The 20,274-nt window shown below is 65.4% G+C and carries 25 protein-coding genes; 13 read left to right on the forward strand and 12 right to left on the reverse strand.

Going from position 1 to position 20,274, the window contains the following annotated elements:
- Positions 1–6 precede the first annotated feature (6 nt).
- Both ABZO33_RS19750 and ABZO33_RS19755 read right to left on the reverse strand, forming a co-directional pair.
- Positions 7–189 carry a hypothetical protein gene (locus ABZO33_RS19750; protein ID WP_414537370.1) on the reverse strand — a complete coding sequence of 61 codons (183 nt, stop codon included), beginning with the start codon at positions 187–189 and terminating at the stop codon, positions 7–9.
- A gap of 101 nt (positions 190–290) precedes the next feature.
- The gene (locus ABZO33_RS19755) at positions 291–632 is read right to left on the reverse strand and encodes a hypothetical protein (RefSeq protein WP_414537371.1); all 342 of its coding nucleotides are present in this window, start codon (positions 630–632) and stop codon (positions 291–293) included.
- Positions 633–793: 161 nt separating this feature from the next.
- Between ABZO33_RS19755 and ABZO33_RS19760 the strand changes: the two genes are divergently transcribed.
- Positions 794–1,615: a shikimate 5-dehydrogenase gene (locus tag ABZO33_RS19760; protein ID WP_414537372.1), complete on the forward strand. Its 822-nt coding sequence runs from the start codon at positions 794–796 to the stop codon at positions 1,613–1,615.
- Positions 1,616–1,731: 116 nt separating this feature from the next.
- Here the strand turns inward: ABZO33_RS19760 and ABZO33_RS19765 are convergent, their stop codons facing one another.
- The 3 genes from ABZO33_RS19765 to ABZO33_RS19775 all read right to left on the reverse strand — a co-directional run bounded on the left by ABZO33_RS19765 (position 1,732) and on the right by ABZO33_RS19775 (position 3,163).
- Positions 1,732–1,977: a hypothetical protein gene (locus ABZO33_RS19765; protein WP_414537373.1), complete on the reverse strand. Its 246-nt coding sequence runs from the start codon at positions 1,975–1,977 to the stop codon at positions 1,732–1,734.
- Positions 1,978–2,072: 95 nt separating this feature from the next.
- Complete coding sequence (gloA, locus tag ABZO33_RS19770; protein ID WP_414537374.1) at positions 2,073–2,600, reverse strand: lactoylglutathione lyase; 528 nt, start codon at positions 2,598–2,600, stop codon at positions 2,073–2,075.
- Between the two features lie 206 nt (positions 2,601–2,806).
- Positions 2,807–3,163 carry a histone-like nucleoid-structuring protein, MvaT/MvaU family gene (locus ABZO33_RS19775; RefSeq protein WP_414537375.1) on the reverse strand — a complete coding sequence of 119 codons (357 nt, stop codon included), beginning with the start codon at positions 3,161–3,163 and terminating at the stop codon, positions 2,807–2,809.
- A gap of 346 nt (positions 3,164–3,509) precedes the next feature.
- On the opposite strand from ABZO33_RS19775, the gene ABZO33_RS19780 reads away from it, so the two are divergent.
- Both ABZO33_RS19780 and cobF read left to right on the forward strand, forming a co-directional pair.
- Positions 3,510–4,799, forward strand: a complete 1,290-nt coding sequence (locus ABZO33_RS19780) for an OprD family porin (RefSeq protein WP_414537376.1) — start codon at positions 3,510–3,512, stop codon at positions 4,797–4,799.
- 64 nt (positions 4,800–4,863) lie between these two features.
- Positions 4,864–5,613 (forward strand): precorrin-6A synthase (deacetylating), encoded by a 750-nt coding sequence (gene cobF / locus ABZO33_RS19785; RefSeq protein ID WP_414537377.1) that lies wholly within the window; start codon positions 4,864–4,866, stop codon positions 5,611–5,613.
- A 69-nt stretch (positions 5,614–5,682) separates the two neighbouring features.
- Here cobF and ABZO33_RS19790 read toward each other — a convergent pair whose 3' ends face one another.
- Positions 5,683–5,997: a hypothetical protein gene (locus tag ABZO33_RS19790; protein ID WP_414537378.1), complete on the reverse strand. Its 315-nt coding sequence runs from the start codon at positions 5,995–5,997 to the stop codon at positions 5,683–5,685.
- A 302-nt stretch (positions 5,998–6,299) separates the two neighbouring features.
- On the opposite strand from ABZO33_RS19790, the gene ABZO33_RS19795 reads away from it, so the two are divergent.
- Genes ABZO33_RS19795 through ABZO33_RS19805 form a run of 3 tightly spaced genes read left to right on the forward strand, consistent with a single transcriptional unit; the run spans position 6,300 to position 8,421 of the window.
- Entirely contained in the window at positions 6,300–6,944 is a 645-nt protein-coding gene (locus tag ABZO33_RS19795; protein ID WP_414537379.1) for a secretin and TonB N-terminal domain-containing protein, read from the forward strand.
- Positions 6,941–7,483, forward strand: a complete 543-nt coding sequence (locus tag ABZO33_RS19800; RefSeq protein ID WP_414537380.1) for an RNA polymerase sigma factor — start codon at positions 6,941–6,943, stop codon at positions 7,481–7,483. Before ABZO33_RS19795 ends, ABZO33_RS19800 begins: the two co-directional genes overlap by 4 nt.
- 29 nt (positions 7,484–7,512) lie before the next feature.
- Positions 7,513–8,421, forward strand: coding sequence for a FecR family protein (locus tag ABZO33_RS19805; protein ID WP_414537381.1), 909 nt, complete (start codon positions 7,513–7,515; stop codon positions 8,419–8,421).
- Here ABZO33_RS19805 and ABZO33_RS19810 read toward each other — a convergent pair.
- Entirely contained in the window at positions 8,414–9,007 is a 594-nt protein-coding gene (locus ABZO33_RS19810; RefSeq protein WP_414537382.1) for a type II secretion system protein GspJ, read from the reverse strand. The genes ABZO33_RS19805 and ABZO33_RS19810 overlap by 8 nt on opposite strands.
- The gene (locus ABZO33_RS19815) at positions 9,004–9,438 is read right to left on the reverse strand and encodes a GspH/FimT family pseudopilin (protein WP_414537383.1); all 435 of its coding nucleotides are present in this window, start codon (positions 9,436–9,438) and stop codon (positions 9,004–9,006) included. Before ABZO33_RS19815 ends, ABZO33_RS19810 begins: the two co-directional genes overlap by 4 nt.
- A 116-nt stretch (positions 9,439–9,554) precedes the next feature.
- Between ABZO33_RS19815 and ABZO33_RS19820 the strand changes: the two genes are divergently transcribed.
- Positions 9,555–9,995, forward strand: a complete 441-nt coding sequence (locus ABZO33_RS19820; protein WP_414537384.1) for a type II secretion system protein N — start codon at positions 9,555–9,557, stop codon at positions 9,993–9,995.
- Here the strand turns inward: ABZO33_RS19820 and ABZO33_RS19825 are convergent.
- Complete coding sequence (locus tag ABZO33_RS19825; RefSeq protein WP_414537385.1) at positions 9,977–10,456, reverse strand: N-acetyltransferase family protein; 480 nt, start codon at positions 10,454–10,456, stop codon at positions 9,977–9,979. The genes ABZO33_RS19820 and ABZO33_RS19825 overlap by 19 nt on opposite strands.
- Before the next feature lie 247 nt (positions 10,457–10,703).
- Here ABZO33_RS19825 and ABZO33_RS19830 point away from each other — a divergent pair, with 247 nt between their 5' ends.
- From ABZO33_RS19830 to ABZO33_RS19845, 4 genes are all read left to right on the forward strand, one after another.
- A complete protein-coding gene (locus ABZO33_RS19830; RefSeq protein WP_110701376.1) occupies positions 10,704–11,324 on the forward strand; it encodes a LysE family translocator in 621 nt (206 codons plus the stop codon).
- A gap of 18 nt (positions 11,325–11,342) precedes the next feature.
- The gene (locus ABZO33_RS19835; RefSeq protein WP_414537386.1) at positions 11,343–12,215 is read left to right on the forward strand and encodes an alpha/beta fold hydrolase; all 873 of its coding nucleotides are present in this window, start codon (positions 11,343–11,345) and stop codon (positions 12,213–12,215) included.
- 121 nt (positions 12,216–12,336) lie between these two features.
- A complete protein-coding gene (locus tag ABZO33_RS19840; protein ID WP_414537387.1) occupies positions 12,337–13,473 on the forward strand; it encodes an HlyD family efflux transporter periplasmic adaptor subunit in 1,137 nt (378 codons plus the stop codon).
- The gene (locus tag ABZO33_RS19845) at positions 13,463–14,971 is read left to right on the forward strand and encodes an MDR family MFS transporter (RefSeq protein WP_414537388.1); all 1,509 of its coding nucleotides are present in this window, start codon (positions 13,463–13,465) and stop codon (positions 14,969–14,971) included. Before ABZO33_RS19840 ends, ABZO33_RS19845 begins: the two co-directional genes overlap by 11 nt.
- 3 nt (positions 14,972–14,974) lie before the next feature.
- On the opposite strand, the gene ABZO33_RS19850 is transcribed toward ABZO33_RS19845, so the two are convergent.
- Both ABZO33_RS19850 and ABZO33_RS19855 read right to left on the reverse strand, forming a co-directional pair.
- Positions 14,975–15,580, reverse strand: a complete 606-nt coding sequence (locus tag ABZO33_RS19850) for an START domain-containing protein (RefSeq protein WP_414537389.1) — start codon at positions 15,578–15,580, stop codon at positions 14,975–14,977.
- 80 nt (positions 15,581–15,660) lie between these two features.
- Complete coding sequence (locus ABZO33_RS19855; RefSeq protein ID WP_023630973.1) at positions 15,661–16,497, reverse strand: bifunctional allantoicase/(S)-ureidoglycine aminohydrolase; 837 nt, start codon at positions 16,495–16,497, stop codon at positions 15,661–15,663.
- A gap of 235 nt (positions 16,498–16,732) precedes the next feature.
- On the opposite strand from ABZO33_RS19855, the gene ABZO33_RS19860 reads away from it, so the two are divergent.
- On the forward strand, positions 16,733–17,641 hold the full coding sequence (locus tag ABZO33_RS19860; RefSeq protein ID WP_414537390.1) for a hypothetical protein: 909 nt from the start codon (positions 16,733–16,735) through the stop codon (positions 17,639–17,641).
- A gap of 184 nt (positions 17,642–17,825) precedes the next feature.
- Positions 17,826–19,394, forward strand: coding sequence for a TerC family protein (locus ABZO33_RS19865; RefSeq protein WP_414537391.1), 1,569 nt, complete (start codon positions 17,826–17,828; stop codon positions 19,392–19,394).
- On the opposite strand, the gene rarD is transcribed toward ABZO33_RS19865, so the two are convergent.
- Complete coding sequence (rarD, locus tag ABZO33_RS19870) at positions 19,357–20,244, reverse strand: EamA family transporter RarD (RefSeq protein ID WP_414537392.1); 888 nt, start codon at positions 20,242–20,244, stop codon at positions 19,357–19,359. The two genes, ABZO33_RS19865 and rarD, sit on opposite strands and share 38 nt — an antisense overlap.
- Between the last annotated feature and the right edge of the window lie 30 nt (positions 20,245–20,274).

The raw sequence follows: 20,274 nt of genomic DNA on the forward strand, positions 1-20,274 counted from the left end.
TCGGGATCAGGCGACCAGAGTCTGGTCGAGCAAGCGGTCGGCCAGGGTCTCGGCGCAGCTGCGGCTGGTCAACGGGCCACTGATGGCTTCACCGTCGCGCAGCAGGTACCAGCAGGCCAAAAGGCCCTGTTGGCGCAGGCTGCTGGGGACTGCGCTGCCGACAACGGACATGATCTGGATCGGGGCCATGGTGGATCTCCTCTCGAACATGGCCCTACCTTACCCAGGCGCCTTCAGGGTTTGAAATCAATGTCCTCGATAGTGGTCATTGCTTTTATCAACTATGCCGCTTACCAGCGCGGCGGGCCGTAGTACACCGGCGGCGGGCCGTAATAGCGGTGGTAGACCGGGGGCGGCGCGGGCACATAGCGCTCGACTACGTAGGGTTGGTAATACACCGGCGGTGGCGGCGCCTGCACGTAGACCGGTGGCGGTGGATAGTAGGCCGGCTGGCGTTCGACGTAGACAGTGCGGTCGTGGCCGCCCGATACGGCCGCCCCGACCACCGCGCCCACCACGGCCGCGCCGATCACCGGCCCCGGGCCGTACCAGCCGCCACCATGGGCCGAGGCTTGGCCGCTGATGGCCAGCGCGCCGACCAGCAGGGCGATTCCGGGGATGAAACGCTTCATGGTGACACCTCGCAAGACAACCCCACGTTCGGGGTCTGTCTACTATGACCGCAGCCTCGGTCAACTGCGCCCTGGCAAAGGGTAAAGGTTGTGTAAGGGGCGACCGGCGGCGGGGTCTGGTACGCTGGCGCAATCGATTCAGCCATGACAGAGGAACCGCGATGAGCCATTCACCGAGCAGGGACACCGTGTTGTGCATTTCCCTGGCGGGGCGCCCCGGTACGTTCGGCGTGCGCTTTCACAACCATCTGTACCAGCAGTTGGGCCTGGACTATTACTACAAGGCCATGACCACTCAGGACCTGCCGGCCGCCGTGGCCGGCATCCGCGCCCTGGGTATTCGCGGTTGTGGCGTGTCGATGCCGTACAAGGAAGCCTGCCTGGCGCTGGTGGACGAGGTCGACCCCTCGGCTGCGGCCATCGACTCGGTGAACACCCTGGTCAATAGCGCAGGCCATCTGAAGGCCTACAACACCGACTACCTGGCGGTACGGCAGTTGTTGGCCGAACGGCGGATCGACCCGGCGACCGGCTTCGCCCTGCGCGGCAGCGGTGGCATGGCCAAGGCAGTGGCCAGCGCGCTGCGCGACGCGGGCTTTGGCGACGGTATCATCGTCGCCCGCAACGAGCAGGCCGGGCGGCAACTGGCCGATGTCTGCGGCTATCGCTGGCTGCGTGAACTGGCAGACCGTTGCCCGCCGATGTTGATCAACGTCACGCCGATCGGCATGGCCGGTGGCCCGGAAGCCGACCAGCTGGCCTTCAGCGAAACCGCCATCGCGGCGGCCGAGCGGGTATTCGATGTGGTTGCCCTGCCAGCACGCACACCGCTGATCCGCGCCGCCGAGGCGCTGGGCAAGCCGGTGATCACCGGTCTCGACGTCATCGCGCTACAGGCGCTGGAGCAGTTCGTGTTGTACACCGGGGTGCGGCCGACAGCCGAGCAGGTGGCGGCGGCCGTGGCGTATGCCCGTGAAGGTTGATTGGATTTAGAAGGGCGCCGCTGCGCGTCGCATCGCCGGCAAGCCGGCTCCCACACTGATCGCGTCGCCTTCGAGGCAAGCGCAATCTCTGTGGGAGCTGGCTGCTGGCGGAGCTTTCAGAACACCCGCTGATCCTTCTTATCCAACTGCTGGTCAACCAGCGCCCGGCCATGGGCCAGGGATACGTGCTGGGCGTTTTCCAGGTCGGCGAAGAATTTCATCGGCATCGATAGTCGCCTGCTGCTGTGGCCGGCACGGTCGGTGATCACGCAGCCTGCTGCATAGGGCAGGGGAGAGTCGGGGTGGGGCATCACGCTGGCGGTGATGATGTGGTCGCGGTATTCACAGTGAAGGGTTTGCATCGTCCTTACCTCGCTGTGGCTTGGAAGAGGGTTACTTCCATATACCACAGCGAAGGGCCGGGAGTTCCCGGCCCGACGAGCGCGACCGGTGGGTATCAGCCTTCGAGTGCGGTCGGCTGGATGACTTCGACCCAGTAGCCGTCCGGGTCCTTGACGAAGGCCAGGTGGTTCATGCGGCCATCCTGCAGGCGCTTCTGGAACGGCACGTCCAGCGCCTCGAAGCGGGCGCAGGCAACACGTACGTCCGGTACCGAAATACAGATGTGGCCGAAACCGCGCGGGTCGGTGTTGCCATTGTGGTAGGCGAACTCGGGGTCGTTCTCGGTGCCGTGGTTGTGGGTCAGCTCGAGTACGCCGGGGATCGATTTCATCCACTGGTGGCGCTCGGCGTCATCGGCAGGAATCTGCGCCGGGTCGACCAGGGCCAGGAAATACAGGCTGAAAGCCGCTTCCGGGAAGTCACGCTTGTCCACCAGGCGGAAGCCCAGGACGCGGGTGTAGAAGTCCAGGGATTTCTCGATGTCCTTGACCCGCAGCATGGTGTGGTTGAACACGAATTGAGCGGTGGCGGTGTCCGGTTGGGCGGTCACGCCGGGGAGGGTTTGCAGATCGTGCAGGCTCATGGGTACTCCGGAATCAGGGCCTTGAATAGGTGTGCCATGATACGGAAGTCAACCAGCAGCGCAAATGAAAGCGCCCCGCACGAGTGCGGGGCGCCGGAATTAGAGGCCCGCATGTGCGGGCGCGTGATGGGGTCGCTAGTCCTTTAGCTGGTTCGATACTGAGCCTGCGGGTGTGAAAAAAGTGTGAAGCGGGTGTCGAGGTTTCATCAGCGCACCCAACTTTCCACCGTCTGCGCCCCGTACTGTTCCTTCCAGGCTTTCAGCCCGCGGTGGTTGCCGCCCTTGGTCTCGATCCGCTCGCCGGTATGCGGGTTCTGGTAGACCTTCACCACCCGTGGCCGACGTTGCTGCTTGACCGCGGCCGGTGCGCGGGTCACGGCTTTCGGGTCGAGAATGGCGATGATATCGCGCAGGCTCTTGTCATAGCTTTTCATCAGGCCGACTAGTTTCTGCTCGAATTCGATTTCGCGTTTAAGGCCGGCATCCTTTTTTAGCGCTTCCAGTTGTGCCATCTGTTCCTTGAGCGCTTTTTCGGCAGCACGAAACTCTGCAAGTCTGGACACTGTCATCACTCCTGTAAGTCTGCCGTGGCGGGACGTGACGAACATGAAACCAGACTGAACGCCGGCCACGTGGATGGGTAAAGCTGTTCGCTAAGCGAGAGTGTAGTAGTCGCTTGCGAGTGGGTAAACAGCAAACTTTCTATCAATTAGCCGGGAACTTTGCCGATTTTTTACGCGTTATTCGAAACGACCCCGCCAACCCCCTTAGACCATGGTCCCATGGCTCAGGCTAGAGCCCTTGGCGGAAAATTATGGATGATGGTCGAAGTGTATTCGTTCATCGCGTAGTGCCGGTGCAGATGACTGCCCGGATGGTTTTTCGCCTTTCTTCTGGATGTTCCTTCGCATGTTTGCCCCTTTCCCCCTCGCCCCCGGGCGCCGAGTTGCCGGCTTGTTCTTCCTGTGTGCCGGTGTCAACGCCCAGGCCGCCGGTTTTCTTGAAGACAGCAGTGCCAAGGTCGAAGCACGCAATGTCTATTTCAACCGGGACTTCCGTGACGGCCACACCAGTTCCAAGCAAGGCGCGTCGAAGCGCGAAGAGTGGGCGCAGGGCTTTATTCTCAATGTTCAGTCCGGTTATACCCAGGGACCGGTCGGGTTCGGCGTGGATGCGCTGGGCATGGTTGGTTTCAAGCTCGACTCCAGCCCCGCCGACAGCAATAGCGGCCTGTTGCCGTCCTCCGGGCACGACCCGCGCCACTCCGCCGACCAGTACGCCAAGATGGGTATCGCCGGCAAGGTGAAAGTGTCCGAGACGGTATTCAAGTACGGTTCGCTGATGCCGGACGTGCCGCTGCTCAAGTACAACGACGGGCGCCTGCTGCCGACCATGTTCCACGGTGCCTGGCTGACCTCCGAGGAAGTGCGCGACCTCAAGTTCACCCTGGCGCGCCTGAACCAGTACACCGCGCGGGATTCCACCGACCGCCAGGACATCCGCGTGCACTGCAAGAACAAGCGTTATGCCTGCGATATCGAGGCCGATCATTTCGACCTGGCCGGTGTCGACTACCGCTTCAACGACCGCGTCAGCGCGCAGTACCAGGTGTCCAAGCTTGAGAACATCTACCGCCAGCACTTCCTCGGACTGGTCGCCAGCCAGCCACTGGAAGTCGGCACGCTGTCGGCGGACCTTCGGGTGATCAAGAGCGACGACATCGGCAATGCCCGTGCCGGGCGTATCGACCACCGCGCCTTCAGCGGCATGCTCGGCTACAGCCTGGGTGGGCACAAGCTCAGCGCCGGCTGGCAGCGCATGTACGGCGACAGCGCCATGCCGTACCTCGACGGCACCAACCCCTACCTGGTCAACTATGCCCAGGTCAACGACTTCGCCGCCGCCCAGGAGCGCTCCTGGCAGGTGCGCTACGACTACGATTTCAAGGCACTGGGCGTGCCCGGCCTGACCTTCTTCACCCGCTACATCAATGGCGACAATGTGAAGGTCCCTGGCAGCAACGCCGAAGGCAAGGAATGGGAACGCGACAGCGAGCTGAAGTACCAGGTGCAGAGCGGCACCTTCAAGGACGTCAGCGTGCGCCTGCGCAACTCCACCTACCGCAGCAACTACGAGAAGTGGGCGCGGGACATGGACGAAACCCGGGTCATTGTCAGCTACAACTTCTCGATCTTCTGACCCGCTTTGCCAAACGGCCAGTGGTCGGTCGACAATGACCACCGGCAACCAGGCAGGGCAGGTGATGAAACAGCTTCTACTGATCGGCATCGGACCGGGCGATCCTCGCCAGGTCACCTACGAAGCGGTGGATGCGCTGCGGCGCGCCACGGTGTTCTTCGTGCTCGACAAGGGCAGCGACAAGGACGAACTGGTGCGCCTGCGCCGGGCCATCCTCGAGCGCTACCTGCCCGAGGGCGGTTACCGCCTGGTGCAGGTCGAGGACCCGCGCCGGGACGGCCAGGCGCCGGATTATGTTGGCGCCGTGCAGGACTGGCACGCCCAGCGCGCCGCGTTGTACGCCCGGCTGATCGAGGATGAGCTGGGCAGCGATGATGTCGGCGCGTTCCTGCTCTGGGGCGAGCCGGCGTTGTACGACAGCACCCTGCGTATTCTCGACCTGGTTCGCGAACGCGGCCTGGCGCTGGCCTTGCAGGTGATTCCCGGCATCAGCAGCATCCAGGCGCTGGCCGCCCGTCACCAGATCCCGCTCAACCGTATCGGCGAGCCGCTGACCGTGCTGCCGGGCCGACGCCTGGGCGAACAGACGCGGATCGACAATGTGCTGGTGATGCTCGACGGCCAGTGCGCATTCGCCACCCTGGATGATCCGCAACTGGTGATCTACTGGGGCGCCTACCTGGGCACGCCGGACGAGCTGCTGGTGAGCGGGCCGTTGCAGGCGGTGAAGGCGCGCATCCTTCAGTTGCGCGATGAGGCGCGGCGGCGCAAGGGGTGGATCATGGATACCTATCTGCTGCGCAGGGAGGGTTAGCGGTTGGTGTTGGGCGGGAGAGGTGCAGCGCTCGATCTCAAGAGCGGTGTAGATCCATCGTCAGGCACTTCAAGGCCGCTGCGGCACCACCGAACTGCCAAAACTGCTGCCCATGCGCGTCGAGGTCGCTGCCGGTGTCGCCAAGCCCATCTGGTTGGGTGCCCTGCGCTGCATCTGCCTGACCGGGTCGAGCTGATCGCGCAGACCCTTGGCTGCGCGTGGATCGGCCCCTTGCAACTGCTGGGTCAGACAGTCGTAGGCCAGCGCCCGTGACTGCCCGACCTGCACGTCGATGCAACCCTGGCGGTCCTTGACCGGTTCGGCGAACGCCGGCAGGGCGCAGGCCAGCAGCAGTGGCAAAGTGATCAGCGACAGTCGAATCATGGTGCTTCTCCGTGCAGTCATTCCTAGGGTCTGCATGAAAAGCCTTGATACTCGGTGATGCTGCGTTGAAAACAGCCTCGGAATGCTCATTTACAACCCGTAAACTGCGCTTCCTCGGCTGTTTTCGCCTTGCCTGACCTTCGTCTCAAGACTTTTCATACAGACCCTGCGCCAGTCTATTCGCTGCCTGCATGAGACGGGGTGAAGCTTTGATTGCCGAGGCCTGTCACCACAGCGTCATACACAGGCCCCAGGATGACGTTTCCCCGGCGACGGCGGCCAGCAAGGAGGCCTGATCTCCCGTGCGTGCATTGCTTGTGGCCGGCGCGCTGCTACTGGCCTGGTTGGCGGCGGCGCCAGGGGCGCATGGACAGCCGTTACTGACCTTCGACATACCGGCGCAGGCGCTGGACCGGGGGCTGGACAGCTTCGGCCGGCAGAGTGGCCTGGCGGTGCTGGTCGACCAGGGGTTGCTCGCGGGCCAGCGCTCCAGCCCGCTGCGCGGCCGCTACACGGCGCGCGAGGGTTTGCAGCGCTTGTTGCAAGGGACCGGCCTGCAGGCGCGCCACGGCAGTGGTGGATTCACCCTGCAACCGTTGCGCCTGCGAACAACGCCCGGGCGTGGACGGAATGAAGGCTCGGCCTCGGGCAGTTATGCGGTGGCATTGCAACACGCGGTGGAGCGCGCCCTTTGCGCTTGGCCGTCGACCCGCCCGGGCAGCTACCGGGCGGCCGTGCAGGTCTGGATCGATGCCAGCGGGCAGTTGGTGCAGAGCCGGCTGCTGGCCTCCACGGGCGACTTTGCCCGCGATGCCGCGCTGGTCGAGCGCTTGCGGTCGGTACGCCTGGAGCAGGCGCCGCCGACTTCACTGGCACAGCCACTGACCCTGTTGCTGCGCCCGGAACCTATGGATTGCCCTTTTGCGCAAGGAGCTGCGGCGGCATGAACAAACCTCGGGACAGTGCGCTGGTCAAGCTGTTTCTGACCTCCTACGACACCTTCAGGGTCCGCCTGAGGCGCCGGCTCGGCTCGGATGACCTGGCCAACGACGTGCTGCAGGAAACCTACCTGCGGGTGGATCGCTTAGACGCAGCGCACGACCTGCACAAACCCGGTGCCTACCTGTACCGCATGGCCTTGAACGTTGCCGCCGACCGCCGCGAGGCCGATGCCCGGTTGCTCACTGGCGCCGAGATCGAAACGCTGCTGCAGGTGGCCGAGGACCAGGACCCGGCTCGCATCGTTGGCGGCCAGCGCGAGATCCAGAACCTGCTGGGCGCGCTCTACGAGCTGCCGGCCCGGCGCCGGCGGATCTTCATCGCCGCGCGGCTGGAGGAGGCCTCGCACCAGGAAATCTCCCAGCGTTTCGGCATATCCACACGCACCGTGGAAAAGGAACTCAAGGCGGCACTGGGGCATTGCGCGATGCGTCTGGACAGAAAAGTGTTTCAGCGCTTCGGTCCCGGCGCGGGAAAACCGTCTTGAACGATAGTCGACCTCTTCATGTGAGCACCATGCCCCAGATTCCGCCCGATCCCGACTTGCAGCGCCAGGCCCAGGGCTGGCTGTTGCGGCTGACCTCAGGCCAGGCCACCCAGGCCGATGCCCGGGCCCTGCGCCAGTGGTGCGCGCGCAGCCCCGCGCACGCCGAGGCGTTCGCCCAGGCGCGCCAGCTCTGGTGTTTGCTCGGGCCGGCGGCGCAGCAGGCCAGCCAGGCGCCATCGGCGCCGCTGCTCGGGCGCCGGGCGCTGCTGGGCGGGGCGCTGGCCGCGTCGCTGGCGGCGGTTGCCTGGCGTGGCGGCTGGCTGGACGAGGCCATGGCGCCGCCTGCGGCGTTCGCCACCCAGGTGGATGAGCAGCAACGGGTGGAACTGGCGCCAGGGATCAAGCTGGAGCTGAACGTGCGCACGCGCGTCAGCCGCGAGGCACGGGGTATCGCCCTGCTGGCGGGCGAGATCGAAGTGCAGGCCCACCAGCCCATGCAGGTGCGGGCGCAGGAAGGGGTGATCAGTACCGAGCAGGCCCGCTTCAATGTGCGTGAGGACGACGACGGCGTCTGCGTCACCTGCCTGAGTGGCGAGCTGCGCGTACTTGCCCAGGGCCGGCTCGAGGCGCTGCCGGCCGGCCGTCAGTTGCGTTACGGCGCGCAAGGCGTCGGCGTGCCCGAGGCCTTCGACATTGGCCAGGTGACGGCCTGGCGCGAGCGCATGCTGGTGTTCCGTGATGCGCCATTGGCCCAGGTAATCGACGAGATCAACCGCTACCGCCCCGGGCGCCTGGTATTGCTCAACCCGTCACTGGGGCGTCGCCGGGTGCAGGCGCGGTTCAGTTTCGATCAGTTGCGCCAGGCCGCCGAACTGATCCGCGTCGCCTATGGCGCGCGCTGTCTGGAACTGCCCGGCGGGGTGGTGCTGGTCAGTTGAAGGGCCCCAGCACGTGGCGGTAGTGTTCCTCGCCCTGGGGACCGCGCCGGTTCAGGCGCACCTCCAGCCCGACGGGGTTGTCGTCGGCCTCGCTGGCTGGGGAGCGCCAGCCGCCCTTGGCCTGCCAGCTGCGCAGGCTGAACGCGCTGACGTTGTCGAGCACCGCTACTGCGGCTTTCGGTGCGGGTAATGGAAAGCCTTCGCGCGGTGGCGCGGCGGCGCGGTACAAGGTGCTGCCGCGTACATACCAGCGCACCCGCTGCAGGCCGCTGCCAGACACGGCGCCGGCGCGTACCAGCTCCAGGCGGTCGGCGCGGGCACGCATGGCGGGCAGCAAGGGCTTGCCTGGCGGCTCGTGGCCGGGCAAGGCCGGCTCGGCCAGTTCCACCGTGGCCCGCAAGGCCAGATCGCGCTCCAGCTGCTGCAGCACACGCATCACCGCCTGATGGTCATCGCTGGCCTGGCGCAGGTGCTGGTCGGCGCGGCTGACGCTGTCCAGGCCGCGCCAAGCGATCAGGCTGACCACCGCCATCAGCAGGATGGCGATCATCACTTCGATCAAGGTAAAACCGCGTTGGCGGGTCATGGCTGGATCACCCGCACCTGCCCGGCGGCGTTGCGCGCCAGTTCCAGCCGCAGCGTGCCGCTGTGCAGGCGCAGGGTCAGGGGGGCGCCGATCCACTCGCCATCGAGCCACACCGCGCCACGGGGCTCGGCCTGCACCTTCACCGTCTCGGCCTGCCAGCGCCGCGGCTTGAGCGGTCCCTGCGCCAGCACCTGGCCATCGGCGCGCACGAAGCGGTAGCCGTCGCGGTCGCTCTGCCAGCGCAGCGGCTGACCGTCGGCCTGGGCTTCGCTTTGCGCCAGCTCCAGCAAGCGCGCCAGGCGCTCGCCGTCTGCGCGCAACTGCTTGCCCGGATCGGGGCGGATGTTCAGGCTGATGGCGGCGCTGGCGATGCCGACGATCACCAGCACCACCATCAGTTCGATCAGGGTGAAACCACGTTGTCCGTTCACGGGGCGCTCCTTGTCCTGGCAAGGCAGCTTGCCCGAGCAAGATGATCGGCATGTGAAACAAAACCGTGAGAATCACCCGGTATGCTCGGGCGCAGGCACACAAGGAGCGCGTGACCATGCGTATCGTTCGTCCCAACTTGTCACTTGGGCTGTTGTTGCAGGCGCTGGGGCTGCTGGTCGCCATGGCCGGGCTGGCGACCTGGGCCCTGTTGTTGTGGCCGCCATCGTCTGATCAGCCTGCGGCCCAACCTGTCGACACTCCGGCAATGGCCGCGACGCCGGCTGGACGATGGTTTGCCGATATTCCCCAGCAGGTGCAGATCCAGGTCAGCGGGGTGATGGCCGGCAGCCAAGGCGCCGTGGCCATCGTCAGTCTCGACGGCGGCCCGGCACGCGCCGTGCGCAGTGGCGAGGAACTGGCTCGCGGGGTACGCCTGGTGGCTATCGAGGGGCGCGGCCTGGTGATCGAGCGCGGCGGCCAGCGCAGCCGCGTCGAGGTGCCGGTACTGGCCCAGACGGCGTTTCCGGGCGAGGCGCCTCAGCCCTCGGCGAACTGACGCAGGCGCTCGCCGTCGAGGCGATAGCGGATCCACTCGTCCTGTGGCTCGGCGCCCAGCGACTGGTAGAAACCGATGGCCGGCTCGTTCCAGTCCAGCACGCTCCACTCCAGGCGCCCACAGCCGTTTTCCACCGCCTCGCGGGCGATATGCCGCAGCAGCTTGCGTCCCGCGCCGTCACCGCGTTGCTGCGGGGTGACGTAGAGGTCCTCGAGGTAGATGCCGTTGCGCCCCAGCCAGGTGGAGTAGCTGTAGAAATACACGGCGAAGCCGATGGCCTGGCCGTCGCGCTCGCAAATCAGGCTGCGCACCGTGCTGCCCGCGTCGAACAGGCTGTGCTCGATGTCGGCGAGGGTCGCCACCACTTCGTGGCGGGCGCGCTCGTAGTCGGCCAGCTCGGTGATGAAGGCCAGGATCTGGGCGGCGTCGGCCAGGGCTGCGGGGCGGATGGTCACGGGCATGATGGGGCTTCCTTGTACGGGATAGTATGCGAAGGCTTCAGTAGTGTCAGGTAGGACGAGGGGAGGCCGCCAGGTGTCTGGCGGAAGATTTTTTGCAGCTGCTTTGCTGCGACAATGGCGTGGAGGCATGCAATTGAGTGAAACAGAAATGTGTATTCATTCAATTTTGCGTAACTGTACCGGTCATTTCTCACAAGCCTCCGCTACCGTGGCATTTCGATAATCAGAAAAGTCGGAAATCGCCGCCATGCTTGCCTCGCTCGATCTGCTCAGCGCGTTCGTCCTGTTCGCCTTCGTCTCTTCCATTACCCCCGGTCCGAACAACACCATGCTGCTGGCCTCGGGGGTCAACTTCGGCGTGCGCCGCACGATTCCCCACGCGCTGGGCATCAGTGTCGGCTTCATGGTGATGGTGCTGGCGGTTGGCCTTGGGCTTGGCGAGGTGTTCAAGGCCTGGCCGCCGTTGTACAGCATCCTGCGCTATGCGGGCGCGGCCTACCTGTTGTACCTGGCCTGGAAGATCGCCACCTCCGGGCCGATGTCCGGCGACACCAATGGCAGCCGCAAACCGCTCGGGTTCTGGGGTGCCGCGGCGTTTCAGTGGGTCAACCCGAAGGCCTGGGTGATGGCGATCGGGGCGATCACCACCTACACCCCGGCCCAGGGTTACGTGTTCAACGTGATCGTCATCGCCACGGTGTTCGCCCTGGTGAACCTGCCCAGCGTCGGCATCTGGGTGATGTTCGGCAGTGCTTTGCGCAACCTGCTGCGCAATCCGCGCGCGGTGGTGCTGTTCAATGTCCTGATGGCCTTGCTGCTGGTGATTTCACTGTATCCGCTGCTGTTTGTAGAATCGGCGTTTTCCTAGAGCCGATGAGTGCAGTCGATGGAGTTGATTCCCTGGTCCCATGAATGCGCCGAAGGCTTCACCCTGCGCGGATGGCGAACCCCCGCCAGCGGCAGGCCGCTGCTGCATTTTCTGCATGGCAACGGCTTCTGTAGCCTGGTCTACCAGCCCATGCTGATGCGCCTGGGTGAACATTTCGACCTGTGGCTGAGCGATGTCCAGGGCCATGGCGACAGCGACCATGGTGGCGTGTTCCTTGGCTGGAACCGCACCGCAGCACTGGCGGTGGAGGCCTTCGAGGCCGGGCGTGGCGAATACGGTGACGTGCCGCGCTTTGCCTTGGGCCACAGTTTCGGCGGTGTGCTCACCGGCTTGATCTTGGCCGCCGAACCGCAGCTGTTCCAGCGTGCGGTGTTGCTGGATCCGGTCCTGTTCAGCCGGCGCATGATCGGGGTGATGGGCGCCGCCGCCATGGTCGGCCTGCACCGCCGTCATGCCCTGGCGCGCAAGGCGGCCACCCGCCGCAGTCATTGGCCCGACCGTGAGGCGGCCCAGGCCTCGCTGCAGGGGCGCGGTATCTTCAAGGGTTGGACCGATGCGGCCTTGCAGGCCTATATAGAGCATGCCATCGGCGATTGCGGGGAAGGGGTGGTGCTCAAGTGCCGGCCCAGCCGCGAGGTGGAGATCTTCAGCTCGTTCCCCGAACGCATGTGGCAGCAACTGAGCCGTATCCACACGCCGACGCGGATCCTGTACGGCGAGCACACCTATCCGTTCGTACCGCACTCGGTGCAGCGCCTGGCGGCGCTCAACGGCCAGGTGAGCGCGCAGCAGGTAGCGGGGGGCCACTGTTTCATGCAGGAAGATCCGATAACGGCCACAGAGCAGGTGGTAGCTTTCCTGCAGCATTGAAAGTGGTCCGCTCGCAAGGCTGATCTGCTGTCCATTTCGCGACGATTGAAGGCCTGTTCGCGAGCGAACGACAATCTCAGATTCCGTACTCTGGCGCTCCCCCCACCGGATGGAGCCCAGCATGAACCAGGCGGTCAGCCCAGATCCCCAGCACACCCTCGAGCAAATTCGCGCCCGGCGCCGCCAGCGCCTGCTGCGCCTGGGCCTGGCAGGGGGCCTGGGTTTGCTGACGGCGGCCTATGGCGCCTACTGGTGGCTCGACGGGCGTTTCCTGGAACAGACCGACGACGCCTACGTGCGCGCCGACTGGGCGCCGATCAGTGCCCGGGTCAGTGGCTACGTGGCCGAGGTGGCAGTGGCGGACAACGCCGCGGTCAAGGCCGGCGACCTGCTGGTACGCCTGGACGCGCGCGATTTCCGCGACCGCCTGCGCAAGGCCGAGGCGCACCTGGCGGTCAGCGAGGCGGCGTTGCAGGTGCAGCGTATGCGCCTGCGTGCTTTTGTCGCCGAGCAGGATGAACAGACTCACGCCATCGCCCGCGCCGATGCCGAACGTGGCGGCAGCCGGGGAGAGGCGCAGCGGGCCGAGGCCGACTGGCAGCGTTACCAGCACCTGGCGCAATGGCAGGCGGTCAGTGTGCAGCGGATGGAGCAGGCCCGCGCCACCCGTATCCAGTCTCAGGCCCTGCAGCGCGCCGCCGATGCCGAACTGGCCCGCCAGCACGCGCGCAAGGCGATGCTGGAGCAGCAGGGCAAGCAGCTGGAAGCCGAGTTGCTGCAGCGCCAGGCCGACCTCGACCAGGCTGCTGCCGAGGCCGACCTGGCCCGCAGCGCCCTGGCCGACACCGAAATCCGCGCGCCCTTCGATGGCGTGGTCGGCCAGCGCAAGGTGCGCCAGCAGCAGTACGTCACCCCCGGCCTGCCGCTGTTGGCGGTGGTGCCGGTGGCACAGGTGTACGTGGTCGCCAACTTCAAGGAGACCCAGCTGGCGCACATGCGCCCTGGCCAGGCGGTGACGCTGGAAGTCGACACCTTCGGCCAACACTGGCGCGGTACCGTGGACAGCGTCTCGCCAGGCTCCGGCGCTGTGTTCGCGCTGCTGCCGCCGGACAACGCCACCGGCAACTTCACCAAGATCGTCCAGCGCTTTCCGGTGCGTATCCACCTCGACCCAGAAGGTGATGACAGCCCACGGTTGCTGCCCGGCATGTCGGTGATCGCCACCGTCGACACCCGGCAGACCCGCCATGAGCGCTGAGGACAAAGTCTCCCTGCGTGCCTGGGTGGCGGTGATCGGCGGTTTGTTCGGCTGTTTCATGGCTGGCATGAACGTGCATGTCACCAGCGCTGCCTTGCCCGAGATCGAGGGCGCGCTGGGGGCCAGCTTCGAGGAAGGGTCCTGGATCTCCACCGCCTACCTGGTGGCCGAGATCAGCATGATCCCGCTGACCGCCTGGCTGGTGCAGGTGTTCTCGTTGCGCCGGGTGATGCTGGTGGGCTCGGCGGTGTTCCTGGTCAGCTCGGTGACCTGTGCCATGGCCGGCAGCCTGGAGGCGATGATTGCCTTGCGGGTGATCCAGGGCGCCTCGGGCGCGGTGCTGATCCCGTTGTCGATGCAACTGATTATCACCGAGCTGCCGGCCAGCCGCCTGGCGCTGGGGATGGCGCTGTTCAGCCTGTCCAACAGCGTGGCCCAGGCCGCCGGGCCTTCGATCGGCGGCTGGCTCACCGACATGTACTCCTGGCGCTGGATCTTCCTGCTGCAGCTGCCGCCGGGGGTGGCGCTGCTGGCGGCGGTGGCCTGGTCGATCAAGGGCCAGGCCGGTGACCGCGGCGCCCTGCGCCGGGCCGACTGGCTGGGCATCGCGGCCATGGCGCTGGGGCTGGGGGCGTTGCAGGTGGTGCTGGAGGAGGGCGGACGCAAGGATTGGTTCGAATCCCGTTTCATCGTTGCTTTCAGCATCGTTGCAGTGATCTCCCTGGCGCTGTTCATCCAGCGCCAGCTGTGGGGAGAACGGCCGTTCATCAACCTGCGGCTGCTGGGCAGCTACAACTTCGGCGTGTCGAGCCTGGCCATGGCGGTGTTCGGCGCGGCCACCTTCGGCCTGGTGTTCCTGGTGCCCAACTACCTGTCGCTGGTACAGGGCTACAGCGCCAGCGAGATCGGCAAGAGCCTGATCGCCTACGGCATGGTCCAGCTACTGCTGGCGCCACTGCTGCCTCGGCTGATGCGCTGGCTCAACGCCAAGCTGCTGGTGGCCAGCGGCTTCGCCATCATGGCCCTGGGCTGTTGGTTGGGATCGACGCTGACGGTGGACTCGGGCAGTAATGTGATCATCCCCTCGACCGTGGTGCGCGGCATCGGCCAGCCGCTGATCATGGTGGCGCTGTCGGTGCTGGCGGTGAAAGGCCTGGACAAGGCCCAGGCCGGATCGGCTTCGGCGTTGATCTCGATGCTGCGCAACCTCGGTGGCGCGCTGGGCACGGCGTTGCTGACGCAACTGGTGTCGCAGCGCGAGCGCTTTCATTCGGTGCGGGTTGGCGAAGGGTTGACGCTGTTCGACGGCGCGCTGCAACAGCGCCTGCCGGGCGGCATGGTCGACCCGCAGTCGCCGCAGGTCATGCAGACCCTGGCGTTGATCGACCAGAGCGTGCGCGAGCAGGCGTACCTGATGGCCTATTCGGATGCGTTCTACCTGTCGTGCGTGGCGCTGCTGGCCTGCGCCGCGGCGTCACTGCTGCTGCGCAGCCGCTGAGCTTTACGGCTGGCGTTCGGCCACGGCACGCAGGGTGCGCAGGGTGACCATCGGCGCATCCACCACGAAGCGGTTGGCCAGCCAGCCCGGCACATCACCGGCCGGATCGGCACGCAGCTGGTAGGTGACCTCGGTCTCGCGCTCGCCCAAGGGGCGCATGATCCATTCGCCGCTGAGCCGGCGCACGCGGATCAGCCCGGGCTCGGTCGGCACCCGCCCGGGCTCGGCGCTCAGGTGGCGGACCAGGGAGTCGTCGTCGAGGCGCTCGGTACGCACCTTGAGCACCATGTCCCTGGGTTTGGCCGGCCAGGGCAGGGCGGTGGTCAGGTAGACCCAGGTGGTATCGCCGTCCACTTCCAGCAGGCGCATGTCGGCGCAGGCGTACAGCCATTTGCAGGCCACGCGCAGGTTTTCCTGCAGGTCGCTCAGGGTACGGACGCTGGCCTTGATCCGGGTGACGCCGCGAAACTGCTGGTAGGCCGAACCGTCGACGCTGGCCAGGTAGACGTCGATGCCGTCTTCCTGATGCGCGAGTTGCCAATCGTCTGCCCACGGCAACGCGCCCGGCAGCAGGAGCAGCAGGACAAGCAGAAGGCGATGGAAGGTCATGGCGGGAGGCCGGGAAGGGGCTGTCCGCTCAGTATGGCTCAAGACTGCAGGAGCGGCGGGCTGCCGCTCCTGCAAGGTCATCAACGCTGCGGGTTGAGCGTGAGGTGTACGTGACGGTTGACGTCCTTGTACAGCAGGTAGCTGAACGGGCCCGGGCCGCCGGAGTAGCAAGCCTGCGGGCAGAAGGCGCGCAGCCACATGAAGTCGCCGGCCTCGACCTCGACCCAGTCCTGGTTCAGGCGGTACACCGCCTTGCCTTCCAGGACGTACAGGCCGTGTTCCATGACGTGAGTCTCGGCGAACGGGATCACGCCGCCCGGCTGGAAGGTCACGATGTTCACGTGCATGTCGTGGCGCATGTCGGCCATGTCGACGAAGCGGGTGGTCTTCCAGGCGCCTTCGGTGCCTGGCATCTCGATCACGGTGGCGTTGTCGCGGTGGGTGACGAACGACTCGGGAACCGGCAGCCCCTCGACCTTCTGGTAGTGCTTGCGCAGCCAGTGGAAGGTGACGTTGGCCTTACTGTTGTTGCGCAGGCTCCAGTCGGCGCCGGGGGCGAGGAAGGCATAGCCGCCCGGCACGAGGGTATGGTGTTTGCCTTCGACGGTGACATCGATCTCGCCTTCAACCACGAACAGCACCGCTTCGGCGTTCGGGTCCAGTTCCGGGCGCTCGCTGCCGCCTTCAGGGGCGACTTCGACGATGTACTGCGAGAAGGTCTCGGCGAAACCGGTCAGCGGGCGGGCGATGACCCACATGCGCATCTTGTCCCAGAACGGCAGGTGGCTGGTGACGATGTCACGCATCACGCCCTTGGGGATCACGGCATAGGCTTCGGTGAACATGGCACGGTCAGTCAGCAGCTCGGTCTGAGCCGGGTGCCCACCGTGGGGGGCGAAGTAGGAAGGTTTCGACATGAACGGTCTCGACTTTGTTGTTCTCTCCCCATGCCTTGGACCACACCGGCCGGTGCGTGCAGGGGATGCCGGGACAGCATAGGGGGCGGGTGCTGTCATCCACAAATTAAATGTTGAAATACCCGGTATCCATTTACTGAATGATATGTATAGGAAAACGCCTGGAAATCGTGGAGTCGACATTTTTTTCACATCACCTTGCTAGCATCGCCGGCACTTTCCAGGAGTCGACTTGATGATGCATGTGCTACGCAAACGCGGTGTCCGCCTCGCCCTGGCGGCCACCACGGGCCTGGCGGCCTGCAGCTTGGGCTTTTTCGCCTGGCAGACCTTCTACCCGGTGCAGGCCGCCGCGGGCTGGAACGTGCAGGTGCTGCACAACTCGGTGACCCGGGCCGCTTCGCTGCTGCCTCAGGCCGACGGCAGCCTGCTGGTCAGCCGCGAGCTCAACGGCGGCAAGGGCAGCATCCTGCGCATTACTGCCGAGGGGGACCGGATGGTAGTGCTCGAAGGTTTGTCCAAGCCGGACGGCATGGTCGCCGTCGACGGTGGCTGGGCGTTCAGCCAGGAGGTCGGCGGGGCACCGGTCAGCGTGTCGCGCAATGGCCAGGTCAGTCAGCTGTTCGACGGCAACAACGTGCAGGGGTTGTATAACGATGGCCGGCACCTTTACGCCATCGAGGACCGCAAGGGGGATGGCCGGTTGATGCGTTATGACTGGCAGAGCGGCGAGCTCGACGTGTTGCGCTCGGGGCTTACCGAAACCGAAGGCCTGACCCGTTGCGCCGATGGGCGCCTGCTGTATACCGAAAAGGCCAGCGGCAAGATTCGTGCGCTGAGCGACGGCGGGAATGACCCGGTGGTGATCGAAGGTCTGCGCAACCCGACCTTCCTGCTCTGCGACCAGCGCGGGCTGTGGATCAGCGAGGATTCGACCCATCGTGCGCGGCTGTTGCGTATCGATGGTGATGGTACGCGTCACACGGTTCTCAGTTACCTCAAGGCGCCGCAGGCCATCGTCCCGGATGGCAAGGGCGGGTACCTGCTCGCCGAGGGCGGCCGCGACCGGGTGCTGCGCCTGACGCCACCGGCCAAGGCCAGGACTGCGCAGAACGAAGCCCCGCCACGGGGGCCTGAAGCCTGAGTCATACCCCTTACAGCTTTTGTAATAGTTTTGCGCTATCAGAAAATTCTGCTTCGATTGTAGGATCGTCGTCCCTAAATGTTATCAAGGTCCCTATGAGCACCTTCGCGGAGCCCCCCAGTCCCTGGCCATCCCGGCCTTCCTTTCCCCGTCCTCGTGACGCATCCTCTGTGAGTACCCGCTAATGGAATGGCTAGCCGACCCCACGGCCTGGCTGGGCCTGTTGACGCTTATCGTCCTCGAGCTGGTGCTGGGTATCGACAACCTGGTGTTCATCGCCATCCTTGCCGACAAGTTGCCGCCGCACCAGCGCGATCGCGCCCGGGTGATCGGCCTGTCGCTGGCGCTGATCATGCGCCTTGGCCTGCTGGCCAGCATCTCGTGGATGGTGACCCTTACCGCGCCGCTGATCGAGGTGTTCGGCAAGACCTTCTCCGGCCGTGACCTGATCATGCTGTTCGGTGGTGTGTTCCTGTTGTTCAAGGCCACCATGGAGCTGCACGAACGCCTCGAGGGCCATGTTGCCCAGAGCGGCGGCGTGACCCGCCATGCCGCGTTCTGGCCGATCGTGGCGCAGATCGTCGTGCTCGATGCGGTGTTTTCGCTGGATGCGGTGATCACGGCCGTGGGCATGGTCGAGCATTTGTCGGTGATGATGATCGCGGTGATCTTCTCCATCGGCATCATGATCGTCGCCAGCAAGCCGTTGACCCGTTTCGTCAACGCCCACCCGACAGTGATCATGCTGTGTCTGGGCTTCCTGATGATGATCGGCTTCAGCCTCACTGCAGAAGGCCTGGGCTTCCATATCCCCAAAGGTTACCTGTATGCGGCCATCGGCTTCTCGTTGCTGATCGAGCTGTTCAACCAGCTGGCCCGTGCCCGCCGCAAGCGCAGTGTGCAGCAGCACCGGCCGCTGCGTGAGCGTACCGCTCATGCCGTGCTGCGCCTGATGGGCGGACGCCGGGTGGAGGCTGACGAGGTGGGTGAAGAAATCGCCGACCTGGTCGAGGGTGGCGAAGAGGTGGTGTTCGACCGCCGTGAGCGGGTGATGATCAGCGGTGTGCTGAACCTGGCCGAGCGGCCGATCCGCACGGTGATGACGGCGCGGGCCAAGGTTGATGCCATCGACCTGTCGCAGCCGGCCGAGGTCATCACCCAGGCGCTGGTCAATTCGCCGTACTCACGCCTGCCGCTGATCCGTGACGGTCGCATCGAAGAACCGCTGGGCTTCGTGCACAAGAAGGAGCTGCTCAAGGATCTGCTGTCCGGCAGCCAGCCCGACCTGGAAACCCTGGCCCGTGCGCCGCTGAACCTGCTGGAGAGTTTCAGCATCCTCAACGCCCTGGAGCAGATGCGCGGGCAGTCGACGCACATCGCCTTCGTGGTCAACGAGTTCGGTGACTTCACCGGTGTGTTGACCATGACCGACATTCTCGAGTCGATTGCCGGCGAACTGCCGGACGCAAGCGAGGTGGAAGGGCCAGGCGTGGTCGAGGAGGCGGACGGTTTCGTCGTCAGCGGTGCCTTGAACCTGGCCCAGGTCCAGGCGCGCACCGGCTTTGCCGCCCGTGCCACCGAGGATTACCAGACCCTGGCGGGCCTGGTGATGAGCCTGCTGGACCGTTTGCCGGTGGTGGGCGATCACCTGGCCTGGAATGGCTGGACCATGACCGTAGTGGCGGTGGAGGAGCGCCGGGTCCGCCAGGTACGCCTTACACCGAACGCCGACGCTGGCGCAGCAGGTGCTTGAAGCCTTCGAGCACCAGCACCAGCACGGCGGCCCAGATCGGCAGGTAGGTGAGCCACTGGTCGGGGCCGATGGTCTCGCCCAGTAGCAGGGCCACGCCCACCAGCAGCACCGGCTCGACGTAGCTGAGCAGGCCGAACAGGCTGAACGGCAGCAGGCGGCTGGCCAGCACGTAGGCGATCAGGGCGCAGGCGCTGATCGCCCCGAGCAGCGGGATCAGGCCGTACAGGCCTGGATGCTCGGTAAGGTCGGTTGTCGACAGCGGGCCCTGGATCACGAAGTACAGGGCCCAGGGCAGTAGCAGGCACATGTCGCACCACAAGCCACCCAGGTGGTCGGTGCGGCAACGCCGCCGCAGGACGAAGTAGATCGGGTAGCCGATCATCACCAGCAAGGTTTCCCAGGCAAAGCTGCCGTGCTGGTACAGTTCATGGCCAACCCCCAGCGCGGCAAAGCTTACCGCGACCTTCTGCAGGCGCGACAGGCGCTCGCCATAGACCACGCGCCCGGTCAGCACCATGGCCAGCGGCAACAGGAAGTAGCCCATCGATACCTCCAGGCTGCGCCCGTGCAGCGGCGCCCAGAGGAACAGCCACAACTGCACGCCCATCAACCACGAGGTGCCGACCATGCCGAGCAACAGCAGCGGCGTACGGCGCACTCGCCCGAGCAGCTCGCCGACCCGCTTCCAGTCCCTGGATGCCAGCATGAACAGCGTCAGGCAGGGCAGGGTCAGCAGGGTCCGCCAGCCGAAGATCTCCTCGCCGTCCAGGGGCTTGAGGAAGGAGGTATAGAAATACATCACGGCGAACAGACAGGACGCCATGACCGACGAAATAATGCCTTTTGACACGAATGCCTCGGAAAACGGGAAGTGAGCGGG

It is taken from the genome of Pseudomonas sp. CAM1A (assembly GCF_047501685.1).
Classification (GTDB): Bacteria; Pseudomonadota; Gammaproteobacteria; order Pseudomonadales; family Pseudomonadaceae; genus Aquipseudomonas.